The sequence below is a fragment of the Clostridium amylolyticum genome, from assembly GCF_900142075.1.
Lineage (GTDB): Bacteria > Bacillota > Clostridia > Clostridiales > Clostridiaceae > Clostridium_AA > Clostridium_AA amylolyticum.
This window is the reverse complement of the sequence record NZ_FQZO01000006.1, coordinates 105,147-125,988: the sequence shown is the minus strand read 5'-3', so window position 1 is coordinate 125,988 and position 20,842 is coordinate 105,147. Positions and strand designations below refer to the sequence as shown.

Here is a 20,842-nt window from a genome sequence, read left to right as displayed (position 1 = left end):
TGCTTTAAAAAAATAAATAATTTAACTTGTATTAGGGTGCATGGTCTATTCATGTGCCCTTTAATTTAATAAAGCTTTATTAGAATAAATTGACATATATATGATAAAGTTCTTATACTAAGCTTAGAGAATATTAAATAAATTTGTAGAGGTGTACTATGAACACATTAGATATTTTGTTAAAAAAAGCAAATAGCTTGGAGAAGAAAAGGCTAGCGGTGGCAGTAGCAGAAGATAGTGAAGTTTTAAAGGCCGTTTATGAAGCAGTAAATTTAGGAATAATTACTGCTAAAATTTATGGCAATGAAGTTAACATAAGGAAAGTTGCTGAAAAAAACAATATTGATTTAAAGCATATGGAAATAAAAAATGTAGAAGATGAAGCACAGTGCGCTCTAGAAGCGGTAAAATCCATTAGAGATGGTGAAAATGACTTTTTAATGAAAGGAAAGTTAAATACAGCGGATCTTTTAAGAGCTGTGCTGCATAAAGAATATGGCATAAGAAAAAATGATACATTATCTCATGTAATGGTTTACCAGGTACCTAATTACCATAAATTATTATTTTTAACAGATGGAGGTATGGTAACTTTTCCAGAATTAAAGGATAAGGTAGGTATAATAAATAATGCGCTGTCAGTATGTAAGGCATTTAATATAGAAACTCCTAAAGTTGCCGCTTTAGCAGCTATAGAAAATGTAAATACTAAAATGCAATCCACCGTAGACGCAGCATCTTTAGCTATGATGAATAAAAGAGGACAAATTAAAGGTTGTATCATTGATGGTCCTTTAGCTTTTGATAATGCTATAAACTTAGAAGCAGCGAAGCATAAAGGGGTTGTAAGCCAAGTTGCAGGGGATGCTGATGTGCTTCTTGTACCTAATATTGAATGTGGAAATATGGTAGGAAAATGTTTAACGTATTTTGCTGGTTCTGTCAGTGCAGGAGTGATAGTAGGAGCGAAATGTCCTATTGTTTTAGTGTCTAGAGCGGATACTGCAAAATCTAAGTTATATTCTATAGCTTTAGGGGCAGCCATCGGATAAAATCTGTATTATCATTAATAGATTTTTATATAAAAAATAAATTTAAGGGGGACTAATTATATGAAGGTTATAATGTCTGGTAATGAAGCTTGTGCAAGAGGAGCTTATGAAGCTGGCTGTACCATTGCTTCTGCTTATCCCGGAACACCAAGTACAGAGATTTTAGAAAACTTCAGTAAATATGAAGGGGTATATGGTGAGTGGGCGCCTAATGAAAAGGTAGCTTTTGAGGTAGCTTCTGGAGCATCTATAGGAGGAGCAAGAAGTTTAACCGCCATGAAACATGTGGGACTTAATGTAGCTGCGGATCCTCTTTTTACTATGGCCTATGAAGGAGTAAATGGTGGCTTTGTGGTTATTACTGCAGATGATCCTGGAATGCACTCCTCTCAAAATGAACAAGACAATAGGCTATATGCACCTCATGCTAAAGTTGCTATGGTGGAGCCTTCTAACTCACAGGAATGTAGAGAGTTTTTTATTAAGGCCTTTGAGATAAGTGAAAAGTTTGATACTTTGGTGCTTTTTAGATTGACCACCAGGGTGTCTCATTCCAAAGGAATTGTGGAATTAGGGGAGAAAATACCAGTAGATATAAAAGATTATGTAAAAGATACAAAGAAGTATATAATGATTCCTGCTAATGCTAGAGCCAAGCATGTAGAGGTAGAAAAAAGGTTAATGGACTTACAGGAATATTCTAACTCCTGCTCTATGAATAAAATTGAAATGGGAAAGGAAGACATTGGTATTATAACCAGTGGTATTAGCTATGAATACTGCAGAGAAGTTTTTGGAGACAGCGTTTCTTATTTGAAATTAGGATTTACTCATCCATTACCAGACAAGCTTATAAGGGAGTTTGCTTCTAAAGTTAAAAAACTCATAGTGGTGGAAGAAAACGAGTCTTATATAGAAAATTATGTTAAGTCCTTAGGGATAAAATGTAGTGGAAAGGACATTCTTCCTATTTGCGGAGAATTAAACCCTTCTATAATAAGAAAAGCTATTAAAGAAGAGGAATTTACTTCTAATTTAAAATATGAAGGGGTGCTTCCTAATAGGCCACCAGTTCTTTGTGCAGGTTGCCCACATAGAGGAATATTTTATGCGGTTTCAAAACATAAAGATATAATAGCTACAGGTGATATAGGCTGCTATACCTTGGGAATGATGCCTCCTATTAATGTTACTGATACTGTTATATGTATGGGAGCTTCTGTTTCTGCAGGTATAGGATTAAGTAAAGCTAGAAAAATTTCTGGAGATAAGAGAAAGATATTTGCTTTTATAGGGGATTCTACATTTTTCCATTCCGGCATAACAGGGTTGATTAACTCTATTTATAATCAGGAGCCTATAGTGACTTGTATATTGGATAATAGGACCACAGCCATGACAGGTCATAATGAAAATCCCGGAACAGGGTTTACGCTACAAGGGAAAGAAGCACCTATTTTAGACATAGAAAAAATAGTTTTATCCTTAGGGGTTAAAGAGGAGAATCTTAGAGTTATAGATCCGTATAATATCGCTGAAACCGAAGAAGCGGTAAAAGAAGCAAAATTATCTACAGAACCTTTTGTTATTATAACCAAGCAGCCTTGTGCACTTAAAAAGGAAGTTCTAAAGCTTAGAGAAAATTCTAAGTGCAGAATAAATAAAGAAGCATGTAAAAGATGTAAAGCTTGTTTGAGAACAGGATGCCCAGCGCTTAGCTATAAGAACAATACTGTTTTTATAGATGAATCTCAGTGTAATGGTTGTGGCATCTGTAAACAAGTATGCAAATTTAATGCTATAGAAAAGGTGGGACAATAATGGGTAATATAAAAAATATTCTGTTTGTAGGGGTAGGAGGACAAGGCACCATATTAGCGTCTAAGATTTTTACCGAGGGTTTGATGGAATATGGTTACGATGTTAAAATGTCTGAAGTGCATGGAATGGCTCAAAGAGGTGGCAGCGTAGTAACACAGGTAAGATATGGAGAAAAGGTATATTCTCCCCTTATTGAAAAGGGAACTGTAGATGTAATTGTATCCTTTGAAAAAATAGAGGCTGCTAGATGGCTGGATTATTTAAAAGAGGATGGCACAATAATAGTAAATGATTATGAAATAAGACCTGTAACAGTTTTAATTGGAGGGGAAACCTATCCAGAAAATATAATAAATGAGCTTATGGAAAAAAATATACACCTTAAAACTATTAACGCTTATGAAACAGCAAAAAGTATTGGAAACTTTAAAGTACAAAATAGCATACTACTAGGAGCCTTAGTAAGAGCTTGTGATTTAGAAAAAATAAACTGGAGTGAAATTATTAAAAGAAACGTAAATGCTAAATTTTTTGATCTCAATTCAAAAGCCTTTAATTTAGGTGTTAATTTAAAGTAAAAAAAGATAGAGTACCTAGGTACTCTATCTTTTTACTATTTTTATATGCTCCACCTGAGGATCTTCTGTTCCTTGAACATACAATCCAGCTTCTTTAAGTTCATAAACGTAATCTATAATCTCTTGAGTGATTATCTCGCCAGGACATAATACAGGTATACCAGGAGGATAAGCTAGTAAAAATTCTCCGCTTATCATTCCTACACTTTCCTTTATAGGTATTGAAACCTTTTTACTATTAAAGGCTTCCCTAGGAATCAGTGCACTTTCAGGAATAGCAGGTATATCTAGAAAGTCTGGCTTTTTATTTTTTCTATTGCTATAATCTTCACTTATTTCTCTTAGGGCATTTATTAAGCCATCTATGCTTTCTTTAGTATCTCCAAAGGAACCTACCGCTAAAACATTATATAAATCAGATAATTCTACTTGTATATGGTATTTTTCTGCCAATATGGTATCTAATTCATATCCTGTTATACCTAAATCTCTACAGGTTACGGTTATTTTAGTAGGATCTACAGCATATACCCCTGGTTCACCTAAAATTTCTTCTCCAAAACAGTAAAAGCCAGGTATAGTATTTATCTCTTTTCTTGCATAGTTAGCTAGCTCTATGGTGCTGTCTAAAAGTTCTTTACCATGAAGGGCAATCTGTCTTCTAGCACAATCCAATGAAGCCATCAATATATATGATGGGGATGTGGTTTGAAGAAGGTTTAATATTTGCTGTACTCTATGTGTATCCACATATTTGCTTTTAACTTGAAGCAAAGAGCATTGTGTTAAAGCACCAATTATTTTATGAGTGCTTTGAGCACATATATCTGCTCCAGCCTCCATAGCTGAAATAGGTAATTTATCATTAAAACCCAAATGAGGACCATGGGCTTCATCTACTATAAGTGGAATATCGTAGCTATGAACAATATCTGCGATTTTTTTTATGTCTGTAGCAACGCCATAGTAAGTTGGATTTATTATGAGCACTGCTTTTGCATCAGGATTGTCTTTTAATGTTGCTTCTACGGTTTCTGGTGTTACTCCTTGAGCAATACCTACTTTTTTATCAAGTTCCGGCTGCATATATACTGGAAGAGCCCCGCTCAAAATTATTCCCGCAGTAACGGATTTATGAACATTTCTTGGTACCAAAATCTTATCTCCAGAACTTACTACAGACATAATCATAGCCTGTATTGCACCAGAGGTGCCATGGATTGAAAAGAATGCTGCATCTGAACCGTAGGCATCGGCTGCAAGTAGCTGCGCCTTTTTAATAGGGCCAGTAGGATGGTGTAAACTATCTACTAGTTTGAAGACAGTTACATCGATTTTAAAAGGGTTCACACCTATAAAATCTTTAAATTCTTCATCCATCCCTACACCTTTTTTATGACCAGGTACATGAAAGGGAATGGTTTCTCTATTAACATATTCCATTAAAGCATCAAAAAGAGGAGTTTCATCTTGATCGAGTTTATACAACTTTATACGGCACCTTCCTTCATTTATTATAAGTTTTTCAGTTAATGCTAGAAATATTTTGTCGTTACTTGAAAAAACAACTTAATTATAAGTTAATTATTTTTACAATGCAATAGAAAAACACAAAACAGCTGAATAATATTATTAAGTCTTGACCATAATACTTTCTAGGAGGGATTTATATGGAAATTTTAACTGCAAGTATTAGAGAAAGTTCTGCTGGAAAAAGTGCTAAAAAGATTAGAAGGAACGGTAATGTACCTGGTATATTATATGGAAATAATATGAGAAATTGCATGTTTGAAATTAGTGAAATGGAATTAAATAGAGAAATCTATGAAAACGGACAGCATGGTATTATTAAGATAAAAATTAACGGAGATATCCATGAAGCATTAATTAAAGAGGTGCAAAGGGAACCTGTTACCCACAAGTTAATTCACATTGACCTAGAAGAACTTAAAGGCAATAAAATCATAACTGCCAATATTCCCATTAATTATACTGGAGAAAGACATCTTAATGAAAGAGGAGCTGTAGTACAAAAGGAAAAAAGCAATATAAAGGTCAGCTGTATACCAGATAAACTACCCAAATATATAACTTTAGATTTAAGCAATGCTAAAATTGGCAGTATATTTAAATTATCTGACATAGAAGTAGCTGAAGAAATCTCCATACTAGATGACTTAAACTCCATTGTTGCATCCGTTAGCTTTGAACAAAAAGTAGAAGAGATTATTGATTAACCTACAAAAATATAATAGAGAAATATTGTGCCAAATTAAGCACAATATTTCTCTATTTTCATTACTATATAATGAGATTTTCTTTGTTTAAGTTTTTAATTATTATTTTTATTTTATTTATTTTAAAATATAGTATAATTAATTTGGTGTATATTTCAAGGAGGCAAATAAATGACTTATAAGGATAAATATAATTATTGGTTAAACAGTGATATTATAGATGAAGAATTTAAAGAAGAATTAAGAAATATTAAAGATGAAAAAGATATAGAAGATAGATTTTATAAAGATCTAGAATTTGGCACTGGCGGGTTAAGAGGTATTATTGGCGCTGGTAACAATAGGATGAATGTATATACCGTAAGTAAAGCTACCCAGGGATTATCTCATTATATAAATAATAATTATGATAAAAATAAATGTGTGGCTATAGCTTATGATTCTAGAAACAAATCAGTGGAATTTGCTAAAGCTGCCGCATTAACATTGTGTGCAAATAATATTAAAGTTTATTTATTTAATGATCTGAGGCCTACACCTATGCTTTCTTTTACTGTTAAACATTTAAATTGCAGGGCAGGTATTGTTATTACTGCTTCCCATAACCCAAAAGAATATAATGGATATAAGGTTTACGGAGATGATGGTGGACAAGTAACCGATGCTTCTGCTAAGGAAATATTGTCATATATAAATAAAATAGAAGATTTTTCTATAATTAAAACTATTTCGGAAAAAGAAGCCTTAGAAAAAAATCTTCTTGTTTATATAGGAGAAGATATAGATAAAATATATATTGAAAAAGTAAAAAGCCTAACTATAAGAGAAGAGCTTGTAAAAACCTCAGCCGAAAACCTAAAAATTATATATACACCTATTCATGGCTCAGGGAATATGCCTGTAAGAAGGGTACTTGGGGAATTAGGATACAAAAACTTAAAGGTAGTTAAAGAACAAGAATTACCTAACGGTAATTTTCCTACAGCTCCTTATCCAAACCCAGAAGAACCTAGTGTTTTTAAATTAGCTCTCGCTATGGCAAAAGATATTCACCCAGATTTAATATTTGGAACTGACCCGGATTGTGATAGAATAGGAGTTGTTGTAAAAGATAGCTCTAATGAGTATAGGGTGTTAACAGGTAATGAAACAGGAATGCTCCTTACTAATTATATTATTACTTCTTTAAGAGAGAGGGATAAGCTTCCTGAAAATAGTGTAATAATTAAAACCATAGTTACCAGTGATGCGGTAAAACAAATATGTGAAGAAAATAAGGTGGAACTTTTTGAGGTCTTAACAGGGTTTAAATATATTGGAGAAAAGATAAAGGAATATGAAAAAAATAAAGAAAAGTCCTTTGTTTTTGGATTTGAAGAAAGTTATGGATATTTAGCAGGAGATTTTGTAAGAGATAAGGATGCTGTTATTGCCTCCATGCTTATTTGTGAAATGGTCTTATACTATAAACTTTTAGGAAAAACCCTTTATGATGCATTAAAGGAATTATATGAAAGCTATGGTTATTTTAAAGAAAAACTTTTATCTTTGGAGCTTCCAGGAAAAGATGGACAGGATAAGATATCAAGATGTATAGAAACCCTTAGAAATTCAAATATGAAAGAAATTAATAAAGTAAATATTAAAAATAAACTAGATTATAAATTAAGTATTAATAAAAATATAATTAATGAAACAGAAGAAAATATTTTTCTTCCAAAATCCAATGTGATTAAATTTATTTTAGAGGATAGCTCATGGGTGGTAATAAGGCCTTCCGGCACTGAACCTAAAATGAAAATTTATCTTTCTGTTAAAGGTAGGGACGAAAAAGAAGCAGATATTAAGACAGAAGTTCTTAAAGACTATATGATGAGCCTTATTAATGAAATAATTAAATAGTGAATTTTTTATATAAAAAGTTATTTATGTTATTTAACAGCATGGGGAGGAATAAATGGATTACAACGTAAAGTTCAGGGAAAAGCTTAAAAATTATTTGTTTATTGAATTAAAAACTGAATTTTTAACAAAGAATATTTCATCTTTATATAATGAAAAAGAATTAGGAGATGTAGTTTCAATTCCTATTAATACAAAGTATATTGTGGAAGATAAAAATATTAGTGAGTATATTAAAACACAATATATAGTTCAAGGAATGTATTATGTCTTAGGTGCAGATTCTAATTTTAAATACAATAGTATTTATCTGGCCATTTTAGGTTATTTGAAGGATTCTATCAACTATATTAAAAGCGTAATATCCAAAGAATATCAAAAAGGAAATTATGAAGATGCATTTATTTATTTAAGAGGACTTCTTAAAGTTACTAAGGAGAAGGACATTTTTCATAATGCCTTAGCTGTAGGAGAAATATTACGAGAACAAAATGCTGATTTTAATGATGTACAGCTGGAACTTTTAAATGAATATAAAGAATTTTATCAAGATGCTTATCCTTATTTAATTGAAGCATTAATAGATTTTTCTAAGGGTTCCTTTGACAATGCCAATGTTAAAATTCATAATTATCTTGCCAAAGGCGGAGAAAGCACACAGGAAATACAAGATTTCATAAAAGAATTAGAAGATAGACTAGACTATAGCAAAGTTACTAACAATTTAGAAGATAAGCCAGAAGAGGCTATTAAAATATTGTTACAAAAGTTGGATGAGGGAGAGAATAATCCTTCAATCCTATATTATTTAGCCATAGCTTATAGAAATATTGAACTTTATGAAAAAGCTATTTATTATCTTTACGAGGCATTAGAGATGGATAACTCGTATATTGATGTTATAAATGAATTAGGGATAAACTATGCAGCTTTAGGAGATTATCATAACTCCATTAAGTATTTTAGAGCAGCTTTTGATGCAACAAAAAGTATTGATATATGCACTAATTTGATATTGAGTTATTACTATAATAATGAGATAGAAAATGCTAAAAAACATATTAAAATTGCAGAAGCTATAAATAAAGATGATGAAATATTAAAACAAATTAAAGATGAAATGCTTAAGGAGGATAATTAATCAATGGAATTACGTGAATACTTTCAGATTATAAAGAAAAGATGGCTAATTATTGTGCTTATAACCTTAACTACCACATTAATCAGTGCCATAGCTAGCTATTTTGTGATAAAACCTATTTATAAGGCAGATATATCTGTGATTATTGGTAACGTACAAAATAAAGATGAAGTAAACAAGCAAAATTACAATGATGTGCTTATGTATCAAAGAATGGTTAAATCCTACAGTGAGATTGTAAAAACTAGGGTTGTTGCAGAAGATGTTATTAATTCACTTAATTTAGATATTAAACCTTCTCAACTTATAGCTATGGTTTCAGTGGCTCCAAAAGGTGATACAGAATTTATAACCATCACAGTGAAATCTAAAGACCCAAATAATGCCAAAGATATCGCTAATGCATATGCAAAATCTTTGAAAAAGATTGGTGCAGAAAAAAGAAATGTGGACAATGTGCAACTTATGGATGAGGCGATTTTACCTACTTCACCTGATAGCCCAAAGCCATTATTAAACATGGCCATAGCATTTTTTCTTGGTTTAATGGTATCTGTGGGAGTGATTTTCTTAATAGAGTATTTAGACAATACCGTTAAAGGTCAAGAAGAAATAGAAAAGCTGCTTGGGGTGCCAGTAATAGGATCTATCCCATTAGTAGACCAGAATAAGTAGAGGTGATCATAATGATAAAAGACGTTATTTCTTTTGATAATCCTAAATCTAGGGCAGCGGAAGCTTTTAGGACTTTAAGAACAAATATACAGTTTTCATCTTTTGATGATACTTTAAAAACTATAGTTATTACTTCCAGTACGCCAGCAGAAGGAAAGACTACAGTTCTAACCAATCTCGCTGTGACCTTTGCTCAAAGTGGAAGTAAAGTTCTAATAATAGATTGTGATCTTAGAAAACCATCAATACACAAAAAACTAGCATTATCTAATTCGGAAGGTTTAACCAATATACTGGTTCAAAGTAAAAAGATAGAAGAATGCTTGAAAGTAACTGAACAGCAAAATCTTTTTGTTTTAACCAGTGGACCTACTCCGCCTAATCCATCTGAATTACTTGGATCTAAAAAAATGAAAAATATCATAGGTGAATTTGAGCAGATTTTTGATTATATATTAATAGACGCACCACCTTTATTAGCAGTAACAGATGCTCAAGTGTTATCTACTATTTCAGATGGAGTAATTTTAATATCATCCTTTGGTCAAACTGAAAAAAATGCTGTTGTTAAGAGTAAGGATCTATTAGATAAGGTAGGAGCAAAACTCTTAGGAGTTGTTTTAAATAAGATTCCTGAAAAAGAAGATTCTTATTATTATAGCAAATACTACAATTACTATGGAGAGAGTGAGTAAAATACAAATGATAGATTTTCATAGCCATATAATATGGGATATAGATGATGGTTCAAAAGATTTTAGAATGTCTAGTGACATGATTGAAAATTCAATATGTCAAAATGTTCAGTGTATCTGTGCAACACCGCATTTTATAATTGATGAACAAGAAATAGACAAAACGGTTTACCATGAAAAGCTTAATGCTTTAAAAGAAAGTTATTCAAATAAGATAAATATCCTTTCAGGTATTGAGGTATATATTAATCCTAATATACCCAAATACTATAAAGAAAAAAAGATATGGGGTATAAATGATAGCAGGTATGTACTTATTGAACTGCCTATGAGAGATTACCCCATATATACCAAAGATGTATTTTATGAATTGATTATATTAGGTGCGAAACCTATCATCGCCCATCCAGAAAGAAATTTAAAAATACAGCAAAACATGAATCTGCTAACTGATCTTTTAGATGAGGGAGCTTTAGCTCAAATGAATGCTGGAAGTTTAACAGGAATGTTTGGAAATCATGTAAAAGAATTTGCTGAAAAACTCATTAGAACCAATAGAATCCATATGATAGGTAGCGATGGACATAATAATAGAAGTAGAAAAACGGACATGCTATCAGCCTATGAAACCGTGGGTAAACTTAATAAGGACCTATATCAGTGGATGGAAGAGAATACTAATAAAATAGTAAAGGATATTGATATTACACCACTTAAAATAGTTGAAGATAAAGAAAAGAAGTTTAATATATTAAATTTATTTAATAGAAAAAAATAATGTAAAAAGAATAATTAAAAACAAAGATTTAAAATGGGGTATATGTTTAATTAATATTAAATTTATGGAGAGATTTACCATAGGGGTGGGGAATATGAGAAATAAAAGGGGTTCTACTGATTTTTTTTCTTTTTTATTATACTTTATTGACATAATTATTGTTAACTTATCAATATATGTTTCTTTTATAATTAAGTTTGGCTTTAATCCACCTGAATTCAATTTTAAACCATTTTTAGATATGATACCTTTTATAAGTATTTCATATTTAATATTTATGTACGTTTTTGGGTTAAATGATATATTAAAGAACACCGCTTTTGAGATGATTTATTCTATATCATTAACTGTTATTTCATTACTTATTACAACTTCTTTTATATCCTTCTTTTTAAGAAATTTTTCTTACCCTAGGAGTGTTTTGTTAATAAGTACAATTATTCAATTAGCTTTTCTTTCCTTCTGGAGAATAGTAGCATGGAAAATTAGTAGATTAAAGCATGGGGTAAAAAATTGCCTAATAGTTGGTGATCTTTCTATTGAAGATTTGTTAAAAAAGATTTTATGTAAATATAAAGATATATACAATATTAAATTTGTTTGTTCATCAAATTCATATAACCTATTCTATTTTGTAGATAATGTGGACATAATATTTATTTGTAGCGATGTAAATGCAGCAACTAAAAATAAAATAATAGAAAGAACCATATCTTTAAATAAAAGTATATATATAATACCTGATATGTACGATATTGCTTTATTAAACTCTAGGCTCACTAGGGTGGATGACATACCACTTTTAAAGGTGCCTCGAATAGGAATGACTATAGAAGAAAGATTCTTTAAGAGGGTATTAGATATTGTTGTATCAATTATTGGTATCATTGTTTTCTCTCCTATTATGATAATAATGTCTATAACTATAAAAGTTACGGATAAAGGGAATGTATTATATAAACAGGAAAGGCTAACCATAGATAATAAAATATTTAATGTATTAAAGTTTAGAACTATGGTTATGAATGCAGAAAAATTAACAGGACCAGTGCTGGCAGGGGAAGAAGATCCTAGAATTACAAAAGTGGGTAAGTTTATGAGAGCTACAAGAATAGATGAGATTCCACAGTTTTTCAATATACTTTTAGGTGATATGAGTGTAGTTGGGCCAAGACCAGAGCGACCATATTTTGTTGAAAAATATAATAAAGAAATAGAAGAGTATAAGTATAGGACCTTAGTAAAAGCGGGTTTAACAGGATTAGCTCAAGTGTTAGGAAAGTATAATACTGAAGCAAGAGATAAACTAAGATATGATCTTTTATATATAAAAAATTATTCTATGCTTTTAGATCTTAAAGTAATTCTTCAAACAATTAAAATAATGTTTATTAAAGAAAGTTCTGAAGGTATAAAAAGAGATGAATCACTAAATAATATTTTACAAAAGTACAATAAAGAAATAACTATTGATAGGGATTAATTATGGGAGTAAATGAAATGAATACCAAAAACTTAGGCTTTATCAACGGGGAAAATTTACATTTTATGAACACAAAAATATTAGATTTTAATATTTTTAATGGTAGCAAGAAACAGTTGCTTCACTCTATTTTTAGTGATAATAAAAAGTATCATATAGTATCTGGCAATCCTGAAGTATTATCTATAGCCTTGAATAACTCTAAACTTTTAAGTAACTTTAAGAGTGAGAATACAATTATTATTCCTGATGGAGTAGGAGTTGTAATAGCATCAAAAATGGTTAGAAACACAGTTAAAGAAAAAATTGCTGGTATCGAAGTAATGCAAGATATATTAGATTATAGCAATAGAAATAGTAAATCGGTTTATTTGTTAGGAGCTACCCAAGACACTGTTGAAGCTTTAAAACAAAAGCTTAATATAATATACAAAGGAATAAATATTTGTGGTATAAGAAATGGTTATTTCAATAAAAGTCAAGAGGATGAAGTAATAAACGATATTATTAAAAAAAAACCTTTTGCCTTATTTGTTGCTATGGGTTGTCCTAGGCAAGAAGAGTTTATTATTAATACAATGGATAGAATTGAATGTAAGATTATGATGGGCGTAGGGGGAAGCTTTGATGTTATATCAGGTAGAACAAAGAGGGCGCCAAAATGGATGATTAACATAGGCTTAGAATGGTTATATAGGATTGTAAAAGAGCCATGGAGAATAAAAAGACTAAGTGTAATACCATTTTTTATCTTGAAAGTATTAAAAGATAGAAAAATTAAAATCTGAATTTGAAACAGGCGTAAGTCTGTTTTTTGTTTTATCATGATAAATTTATAAATAAATTCTGACAATTTAAAATGATTAAAAATAGAGGAATTAAGTGATAATTAAAGAATACTAATGGATATGAACAAATCGATGATTAGGAGTAGTGAAAATGAAAAATAAAGTATTAATATCAGGTAATGATTTAAATTTAAATGAAATAATACAGGTAGCTAGGCATAATATGCCTATGGAGCTTTCCAAAGAAGCAGTACAAAACATAAATAGATCTAGGGCCATCGTAGAAGAAATAGTGGATAAAGAGAAGACTGTTTATGGTATAAATACTGGCTTTGGTAAGTTTTCGGACATAAAGATATCACCAGAGGATTGTAAAGAATTACAAAGGAATTTAATATTATCTCATGCTTGTGGTTCAGGACCTTTACTTTCAAGAGAAGAAGTTAGAACTATAATGCTCCTTAGGATAAACGCATTATCAAAAGGGTATTCAGGTATAAGTATTAAGACTCTCAATACCTTAATAAGTATGCTAAACAAAGGTGTGCATCCCTGCATACCAGAAAAAGGATCTTTAGGAGCATCTGGAGATTTAGCTCCTTTAGCTCACATGGTTCTACCAATGCTGGGAGAAGGTGAAGCAGAATATAATGGAAAGATTCTTCCTAGCAAGGAAGCTATGAATTTAGCAGGAATTGAAGTTATTGATTTAACATATAAAGAAGGTCTTGCCCTTATTAATGGTACTCAAGTAATGACAGCCATTGGAGCCTTGGTTTTATATGATGCAATAAAATTGCTTAAAATAAGCGATATAGCTGCCTCATTAACTATGGAAGCATTAAGAGGCATTAGGGATGCTTTTGATATAAGAATCCATAAATTAAGACCTCATGATGGCCAAATTAACACGGCTTTAAATGTATTAAATATGGTAGAAGGAAGTGAATATATAACAACACAAGGTGAGTTAAGAGTTCAAGATGCTTACACCTTAAGATGCATACCTCAAATTCACGGGGCCAGCAAAGATGCTGTTAATTATGTTAAGGATAAGATTTTAACAGAAGTAAATTCTGTTACAGACAATCCTATAGTGACATTAGAAGGTGATGTTATTTCTGGAGGTAATTTCCATGGACAACCTATGGCCCTAGCCTTAGACTTTTTAGGCATTGCTCTTTCTGAAATGGCTAATGTTTCTGAAAGAAGATTAGAAAGATTAGTAAATTATCAATTAAATGATCTTCCTGCATTTTTAACTAAGCATGGTGGGTTAAATTCTGGATTTATGATAACTCAATATGCAGCAGCGTCTTTAGTATCAGAAAATAAAATTCTAGCTCATCCTGCATCTGTGGATTCTATACCTTCTTCTGCTAATCAGGAGGATCATGTAAGCATGGGGACCATTGCAGCTGTGAAATCTAGAAGAATATTAGACAATGTGTATAGGGTTATAGCTACAGAAATTTTAGCTTCTTGTCAGGCTATTGATTTTAGAGAAGAATTAAAACTTGGACAAGGGACAGCCATAGCTTATAATATCATTAGAGAGAATAACAAGTTTATTGAGAAAGATACTATAATGTACAAAGAAATTGATAAATGTCTAGAAGCAATTAAAAGTGAGAAGTTTTTAAATTCTATAGAAGAAAAAATAAAAATAACTGTATAGGAGGAATAATAATGTTTAAAAATTTACCATTAAATGAGTTCCTTGATGATTTATCTTCCAACTCTCCAGCTCCAGGAGGAGGCAGTGTGGCTGCTTTATCTTCTGCCTTGGCTGCTTCATTAGGTAGCATGGTGGCTAATCTTACCATAGGTAAAAAAAGCTATAATGAACTTAGTGAAGAAAACAAGATAAAAGTAGATGAGTCATTAAAAAAATGCCTATCATATAAAGAAGAATATGTTAACTTTATTGAAGAAGATGCACAAAGCTTTTTGAAGGTTATGGATATTTTTAAGCTTCCCAAAGAAACCGAAGAGGAAAAATTAGTAAGAAGCAAAGCTCTTCAAGAAGGATACAAGGTGGCATTAGAGGTTCCTAAAAGATTGTGTGAAGAAACATTAAAAGTATATCCTATATTAGGAGAATTAGCTAATTACGGTAACAAGAATGCTATTTCTGACGTAGGAGTAGCAGTTATAATGGCTCATGCTTCCATTGAAAGTGCGTTATTAAATGTTATTATAAATTTAGGTTCTATTAAAGATGGTGAATATGTTGATAACATTAACGCATTTATAGAAGCTACAAGAAAACAAAGCTTACAGTGGAAAGAGAAAATTAGTAAAATTGTTTCTGAAAAGCTATGATGTACTAATAAGTGGGGATTAAAATGGAAAATAGAAGAATGAAAAAGGCTATTAGTTTTGAGGGGATTTTTTGTATAGTATTTTTTCTAGTGTTTTTTTATGGCCTTGGTAGTAAAATGGGCCTTGTTAATATGTTTAATACCCTGATGAATACAGGGCATTACCTTCTATTAAACATTGTGTTTTATATTCTAGCTATAGCTGTTATTACTGGTGCTATAGCTGGGATTCTTTCTGAATTTGGAGTAATAGCAATAATAAATAAGCTACTATCACCCCTTATGAAACCTCTTTATGATTTACCTGGTGCTGCTACCCTAGGTATAATTACAACTTATTTATCAGATAACCCTGCAATAATAACTTTGTCTAAAGATAAAGGGTTTTTGAGATATTTTAAGAAGTATCAGGTACCAGCCTTAACAAACCTAGGCACAGCTTATGGCATGGGTTTAATAGTAACTACTTTTATGATTGGTCAGTCCAAGATAACAGGAGAAAATTTTATACCAGCTGCTATTATTGGCAATTTGGGAGCTGTTATTGGAAGTATTATCAGCGTAAGAATAATGCTGCATTTTACTAAAAAAGAATTTGGTATAAAAGTATCTGCTATTGTAGAAGAATCTAAAGATTTTGATGTGATGAATTATAGAGAAATTCGTGAAGGACGCTTTGGAGAAAGACTTTTAGCCTCTATGCTAGAGGGTGGAAAAAGTGGTGTAGATATGGGGATGGCGATTATACCTGGTGTAATTATTATTTGTACTTTAGTATTAATGTTAACTAATGGACCTGGAAGTAATGGAGTTTATACAGGTGCTGCCAATGAAGGCGTTCCTTTATTACCTTTAGTTGGAGAAAAATTATCCTTTATATTAAAACCTCTATTTGGATTTACTAGTCCAGAAGCCATTGCTTTCCCTATAACTTCTTTGGGAGCAGTAGGGGCAGCCATAAGCTTAGTCCCTAATTTTCTTCAAAAAGGTCTTATTTCTGGTAACGATATAGCTGTATTCACAGCCATGGGCATGTGCTGGAGCGGTTATTTAAGCACACATGTAGCCATGATGGATGCTTTAGACTGCAGAAAACTAACAGGAAAAGCCATTCTAAGTCACACCATCGGCGGACTATGCGCCGGAATATCAGCACACTTAATTTATATAACCTTCTTTTAAATTTAGAATTGTTAATTCAATTTAGAATTTAGAATTTAAAATTTAAAATGAAGGAAAGTTTTTCTGAAAAAGCATCAGAAAAACTTACAAATATAATTGAAAAGCTAAAAACTCCTTCAGGAGTCTTTAGCTTTTTTAAGTAAATAGCCCAAAGGCTTCAATCCTTTGGGCTATTTACATAAATTCACAGAAACTCCGTTAGGAGTTTTCACCATCATTCTAAATTCTTAATTTTAAATTATCAATTACTCCCCAGCTCTTCTATGCTCTTTATTTCGTAGCCTTCTTCTTTCCATTTGAGGATGAGGTCTTCTAGGATTTCTGTGTTGGTTTTGGATACGGCGTGGAGGAGGATAATAGCTCCGTTGTGGGTTTTGGATATTATTTTGTTGAAGGCGTACTCTTTGGAAGGCTGTTTTTCCGGAATCCAATCATTATAGGCAAAGCTCCAAAAAATTGTTTTGTAGCCTAAATCTTGAGTCATTTTTAGTGAGAGCTCACTGTATTTACCCATGGGTGGTCTAAAGAATTTAACCATTTCTTTTCCTGTAACTTCTTTATATATATCTTCTACTTCTGTGAATTCAGATTTGAATTTTTCTTTATTAGTAACCTTTGCCATGGAGGGATGATGTGAACTATGGTTGCATACTAAATGGCCTTCCTCTGTCATTCTTTTAATTAATTCAGGCTGGGTTTTTATGTAGGGTTTTACTACAAAAAAAGCCGCTTTCACATTATGTTTTTTTAAAATATCTAAAATTTTTTCTGTATACCCATTCTCATATCCTTCATCAAAAGTAAGATAGATTTCTTTTTTAGATGTATCTCCAGTATAATAAACATCATAATTTGAAATGAAATTTTTGCTTTCTTTTGGAGGAAGGGGTACTTCTCCGTTTTTTCTGCTTTCATAATACCAATCTAACTCTTTACTGCTTAATCCTTCATAAGAATTATTATAAATAGGAAGATACTTATTTATTAAATCCTTAAAGGGTGTAAAAGCTATAAAAATGGCAGCAGCGAAACTAAAAAGCTTTACTTTCAAAATAACACCTCCTTAATATGTACTTAGTATTTGTAGCATCAATATAAATATCAATAAAAATATCACCAATGTTGGAGGAAAAAACCAGGTTTTTTAATTGAGAATTGAGAATTTAGAATTAAGAATGAAGGATGTTTTTTTGAAAAAGCATGAGAAAAACTTAAAATTTATATTAAAAAACAGAAGCTTCAGCTGAAGCTTCTGTTTAAATCAAAAAACTCCTAAAAGAGTTTTTTAATAAATATTAATTTTTAGAAACTCCGCCAGGAGTTTCATCATTCATTTTAAATTCTCAATTACTTCCCATCCCTGGTAAGCTTCTCTATGAATTGAGGAAGTACGAAGCTTGCTTTATGAAGCCTTTTATTATAGTACTTTAAATTTTCAATATCATATTTGTTATCTATTTCAGCATATTCAGGGTCAAGCTTTTTAGAGCCTACAGTAAAGCTCCAGTATCCGCTAGGATATGTAGGAATACCAGCCATAAATAGCTTAGTTACAGGAAATACAGCTTTTGCATCATTGTATACCCTCTTAACTACTTCAGGAAGGTAGAATGGGCTTTCGGTCTGTGCTACAAAGATTCCATCTTCTGTTAAGCATTCAGATATTTCTTTATAAAAGCTTCCTCCGAATAGACCTTCAGCAGCTCCAAAAGGATCAGTGGAGTCCACTATAATTACGTCAAATTCATTTTTATGTTCATGAACATATTTTATTCCATCACCTATGAAAATCTCGCATCTTTCATCATCTAATGCACAGCTTATTTCAGGAAGGTATCTTTTACATTCATCTATAACCACCTGGTCAATTTCGCATAGTACAGCTTTTTCAACGGAAGGGTGTTTTAATATTTCTCTTATAGAACCTCCATCCCCGCCACCTACTACTAAAACCTTTTTAGGGTTTGGATGAGTAAAAAGAGGAATGTGAGCAATCATCTCATGATAAACATATTCGTCTTCAATGGAAGTTTGAACTATGCCGTCTAAAAGCAGCATTCTTCCTAAAGCATATGTATCCACTATTGCTAGCTCTTGATAAGGCGTCTTTTTTGTGACAAGAGTTTCCTTTACCTTATATGTCATCACTGCATCTTTGATTTGGGCTTCCCCTAACCACATTTCCATGGTATAACCACCTCACAAAATATATTTTTATGTCTGCAACTATTATAACAGTGAAATAGGCAAGGGGCAATAAATATACATCTAATATTGAAATAACCTACTTCCTAGAGTATAATTTTATAGAGTTACAAATGTAGAAAGGAATGTACGCAATGAAATTAGGAATAGTTGGGTTACCTAACGTAGGTAAAAGTACTTTGTTTAATGCCATTACACAAGCCGGCGCTGAATCTGCAAATTATCCTTTTTGTACTATAGAACCTAATGTTGGTGTAGTTAATGTACCGGATAGCAGATTAGATGTATTAGAAAAAATGTATAATTCAAGAAAAAAGGTTTATACAGCTATAGAGTTTTATGATATTGCAGGCCTTGTAAAAGGTGCTAGTAAAGGTGAAGGCTTAGGAAATAAGTTTCTTTCACATATAAGGGAAGTAGCGTCTATAGTCCATGTGGTTCGATGCTTTGATGATGAGAATGTGGTACATGTGGAAGGTAGCGTAGACCCTATTAGAGATATAGAAACTATAAATCTTGAACTTATATTATCAGATTTAGAAGTTCTTGAAAGAAGAATAGAAAAAACAGTAAAAACTGCAAGATCTGGTGATAAGAAAGCTAAGGCAGAGTATGATCTTCTAGAAAGAATTAAAAGTCATCTTGAAGGAGAACAACCTGTAAGAACTATGGAAGTTACAGAAGATGAAAGTGAATTTGTAAAATCTTTATTCTTACTTACTTCAAAACCAGTGCTATATGCTTGTAATGTATCAGAAGATGATATAGCTGATGGAGGTAAGGACAATAAATATGTAGATATAGTAAAAGCACATGCAGCCAAGGAAAACTCAGAAGTGGTGGTTATTTGCGCTAAGTTAGAAGAAGAGCTATCTACATTAAGTGATGAAGAAAAAGCTGAAATGCTATCCGAATATGGTTTAAGTGAGTCTGGCTTGGATAAACTTATTCATTCTAGCTATAAGTTATTAGGCCTTATGAGCTTTTTAACAGCAGGGGTTCAGGAAGTAAGAGCTTGGACAATAAAAATAGGAACTAAGGCACCACAGGCTGCAGGTAAAATACATTCAGATATTGAGAGAGGATTTATAAGGGCAGAGATAATTTCTTATAATGATCTTATTGAATGTGGATCCGAAGCAGCTGCAAAAGAAAAGGGTCTTTATCGATTAGAGGGTAAGGAATATATCATGAAAGATGGAGATGTAGTTAATTTTAGATTTAACGTATAATAAATAATAAAAAAATGAGCTTTAGCAAATGCTAGAGCTCATTTTTATTTGGCGGGAGTATGTGGGAATCGAACCCACCCATGGTGGTCTTAGCACCACAACACGGTTTTGAAGACCGGCAGGCACACCAGCACCTATCTACCCCCATGTACAACAACTGTATTTTACAATATCTTAATATCTTTGTCAATTTCTTTAAACAAATTGTAAAGGATGAAATATTTCTTAATAAATAAGAAGGATTTTTTAATTATGTGGAGAATTATTATGTAAAGTGGTTGAAAGTGGTTGAAAGTGGAGGTGAATAGTAGAATATGTTTATAGGTGAATATAGCCATTCCTTAGATAACAAAAACAGAATGATAATACCAGCAAAACTAAGAGAAGAGCTAGGCGGGAAATTTATAATCACTAAAGGTTTAGATGGTTGCCTATATGCATATCCTATTGAAGAATGGAAAATATTAGAAGAAAAGCTAAAATCCCTTCCATTAACCAATAAAGACGCCAGAGCCTTTGTAAGGTTTTTTTTCTCAGGTGCCTCTGAAATTGAGGTAGATAAGCAAGGAAGAGGGTTAATTCCTCAGAATTTATTAGAATATGCAGGGATTAGTAAGGAGATAATAAGTATAGGAGTGCTTACTAAGGTTGAAATTTGGAGCAAGGAAAAATGGGAAGATTATAATGACGATAACATTGATTATAATGAATTAGCTGAAAAAATGAGCGAACTTGGAATATAAGGAGAA

19 protein-coding genes and 1 tRNA gene are annotated in these 20,842 nt (G+C 31.7%); 16 read left to right on the top strand and 4 right to left on the bottom strand.

Translation table 11 applies throughout. The annotated features are described in order from the left end of the window. Positions 1-158: 158 nt before the first annotated feature. The 3 genes from BUA82_RS14045 to BUA82_RS14035 are packed head-to-tail and all read left to right on the top strand — an operon-like array spanning position 159 to position 3,451. Positions 159-1,052 carry a bifunctional enoyl-CoA hydratase/phosphate acetyltransferase gene (locus BUA82_RS14045; protein ID WP_073009502.1) on the top strand — a complete coding sequence of 298 codons (894 nt, stop codon included), beginning with the start codon at positions 159-161 and terminating at the stop codon, positions 1,050-1,052. Between the two features lie 60 nt (positions 1,053-1,112). Next, positions 1,113-2,873, top strand: coding sequence for an indolepyruvate ferredoxin oxidoreductase subunit alpha (iorA, locus tag BUA82_RS14040; RefSeq protein ID WP_073009500.1), 1,761 nt, complete (start codon positions 1,113-1,115; stop codon positions 2,871-2,873). Next, the gene (locus tag BUA82_RS14035; protein WP_073009498.1) at positions 2,873-3,451 is read left to right on the top strand and encodes an indolepyruvate oxidoreductase subunit beta; all 579 of its coding nucleotides are present in this window, start codon (positions 2,873-2,875) and stop codon (positions 3,449-3,451) included. Before iorA ends, BUA82_RS14035 begins: the two co-directional genes overlap by 1 nt. A gap of 24 nt (positions 3,452-3,475) precedes the next feature. Here BUA82_RS14035 and BUA82_RS14030 read toward each other — a convergent pair whose 3' ends face one another. Then, positions 3,476-4,939, bottom strand: coding sequence for an aminotransferase class I/II-fold pyridoxal phosphate-dependent enzyme (locus BUA82_RS14030; protein WP_073009496.1), 1,464 nt, complete (start codon positions 4,937-4,939; stop codon positions 3,476-3,478). 182 nt (positions 4,940-5,121) lie between these two features. On the opposite strand from BUA82_RS14030, the gene BUA82_RS14025 reads away from it, so the two are divergent. From BUA82_RS14025 to BUA82_RS13975, 11 genes are all read left to right on the top strand, one after another. Continuing rightward, entirely contained in the window at positions 5,122-5,688 is a 567-nt protein-coding gene (locus BUA82_RS14025; protein WP_073009494.1) for a 50S ribosomal protein L25, read from the top strand. Between the two features lie 171 nt (positions 5,689-5,859). Beyond that, the gene (locus tag BUA82_RS14020; RefSeq protein ID WP_073009492.1) at positions 5,860-7,590 is read left to right on the top strand and encodes a phospho-sugar mutase; all 1,731 of its coding nucleotides are present in this window, start codon (positions 5,860-5,862) and stop codon (positions 7,588-7,590) included. A 55-nt stretch (positions 7,591-7,645) separates the two neighbouring features. Further along, positions 7,646-8,731 carry a tetratricopeptide repeat protein gene (locus BUA82_RS14015; protein ID WP_073009489.1) on the top strand — a complete coding sequence of 362 codons (1,086 nt, stop codon included), beginning with the start codon at positions 7,646-7,648 and terminating at the stop codon, positions 8,729-8,731. Between the two features lie 3 nt (positions 8,732-8,734). Next, positions 8,735-9,406: a YveK family protein gene (locus BUA82_RS14010; protein ID WP_073009486.1), complete on the top strand. Its 672-nt coding sequence runs from the start codon at positions 8,735-8,737 to the stop codon at positions 9,404-9,406. A gap of 11 nt (positions 9,407-9,417) precedes the next feature. Next, on the top strand, positions 9,418-10,101 hold the full coding sequence (locus tag BUA82_RS14005; RefSeq protein ID WP_073009482.1) for a CpsD/CapB family tyrosine-protein kinase: 684 nt from the start codon (positions 9,418-9,420) through the stop codon (positions 10,099-10,101). Then, positions 10,094-10,879, top strand: a complete 786-nt coding sequence (locus BUA82_RS14000) for a tyrosine-protein phosphatase (RefSeq protein WP_143148634.1) — start codon at positions 10,094-10,096, stop codon at positions 10,877-10,879. Before BUA82_RS14005 ends, BUA82_RS14000 begins: the two co-directional genes overlap by 8 nt. Positions 10,880-10,973: 94 nt before the next feature. Then, on the top strand, positions 10,974-12,362 hold the full coding sequence (locus tag BUA82_RS13995) for a sugar transferase (protein WP_073009476.1): 1,389 nt from the start codon (positions 10,974-10,976) through the stop codon (positions 12,360-12,362). A 65-nt stretch (positions 12,363-12,427) separates the two neighbouring features. Continuing rightward, positions 12,428-13,150, top strand: a complete 723-nt coding sequence (locus tag BUA82_RS13990; protein WP_073009921.1) for a WecB/TagA/CpsF family glycosyltransferase — start codon at positions 12,428-12,430, stop codon at positions 13,148-13,150. Positions 13,151-13,301: 151 nt separating this feature from the next. Continuing rightward, positions 13,302-14,828: a histidine ammonia-lyase gene (gene hutH, locus BUA82_RS13985; protein ID WP_073009473.1), complete on the top strand. Its 1,527-nt coding sequence runs from the start codon at positions 13,302-13,304 to the stop codon at positions 14,826-14,828. Positions 14,829-14,839: 11 nt separating this feature from the next. Continuing rightward, positions 14,840-15,475 carry a cyclodeaminase/cyclohydrolase family protein gene (locus BUA82_RS13980; protein ID WP_073009470.1) on the top strand — a complete coding sequence of 212 codons (636 nt, stop codon included), beginning with the start codon at positions 14,840-14,842 and terminating at the stop codon, positions 15,473-15,475. Between the two features lie 23 nt (positions 15,476-15,498). Then, on the top strand, positions 15,499-16,656 hold the full coding sequence (locus tag BUA82_RS13975) for a CD0519/CD1768 family membrane protein (RefSeq protein WP_073009467.1): 1,158 nt from the start codon (positions 15,499-15,501) through the stop codon (positions 16,654-16,656). Between the two features lie 241 nt (positions 16,657-16,897). Here the strand turns inward: BUA82_RS13975 and pdaA are convergent, their stop codons facing one another. Both pdaA and speE read right to left on the bottom strand, forming a co-directional pair. After that, the gene (pdaA, locus tag BUA82_RS13970; RefSeq protein ID WP_242948986.1) at positions 16,898-17,641 is read right to left on the bottom strand and encodes a delta-lactam-biosynthetic de-N-acetylase; all 744 of its coding nucleotides are present in this window, start codon (positions 17,639-17,641) and stop codon (positions 16,898-16,900) included. A 362-nt stretch (positions 17,642-18,003) separates the two neighbouring features. Further along, a complete protein-coding gene (gene speE, locus BUA82_RS13965) occupies positions 18,004-18,843 on the bottom strand; it encodes a polyamine aminopropyltransferase (protein WP_073009465.1) in 840 nt (279 codons plus the stop codon). Positions 18,844-18,995: 152 nt separating this feature from the next. Here speE and ychF point away from each other — a divergent pair, with 152 nt between their 5' ends. Continuing rightward, complete coding sequence (gene ychF / locus BUA82_RS13960) at positions 18,996-20,093, top strand: redox-regulated ATPase YchF (RefSeq protein ID WP_073009462.1); 1,098 nt, start codon at positions 18,996-18,998, stop codon at positions 20,091-20,093. Between the two features lie 49 nt (positions 20,094-20,142). On the opposite strand, the gene BUA82_RS13955 is transcribed toward ychF, so the two are convergent. Then, a tRNA-Sec gene (locus BUA82_RS13955) sits at positions 20,143-20,239 on the bottom strand. 168 nt (positions 20,240-20,407) lie between these two features. Between BUA82_RS13955 and mraZ the strand changes: the two genes are divergently transcribed. Beyond that, positions 20,408-20,836 (top strand): division/cell wall cluster transcriptional repressor MraZ, encoded by a 429-nt coding sequence (gene mraZ, locus BUA82_RS13950; protein ID WP_073009459.1) that lies wholly within the window; start codon positions 20,408-20,410, stop codon positions 20,834-20,836. The last annotated feature ends 6 nt before the right edge of the window (positions 20,837-20,842 follow it).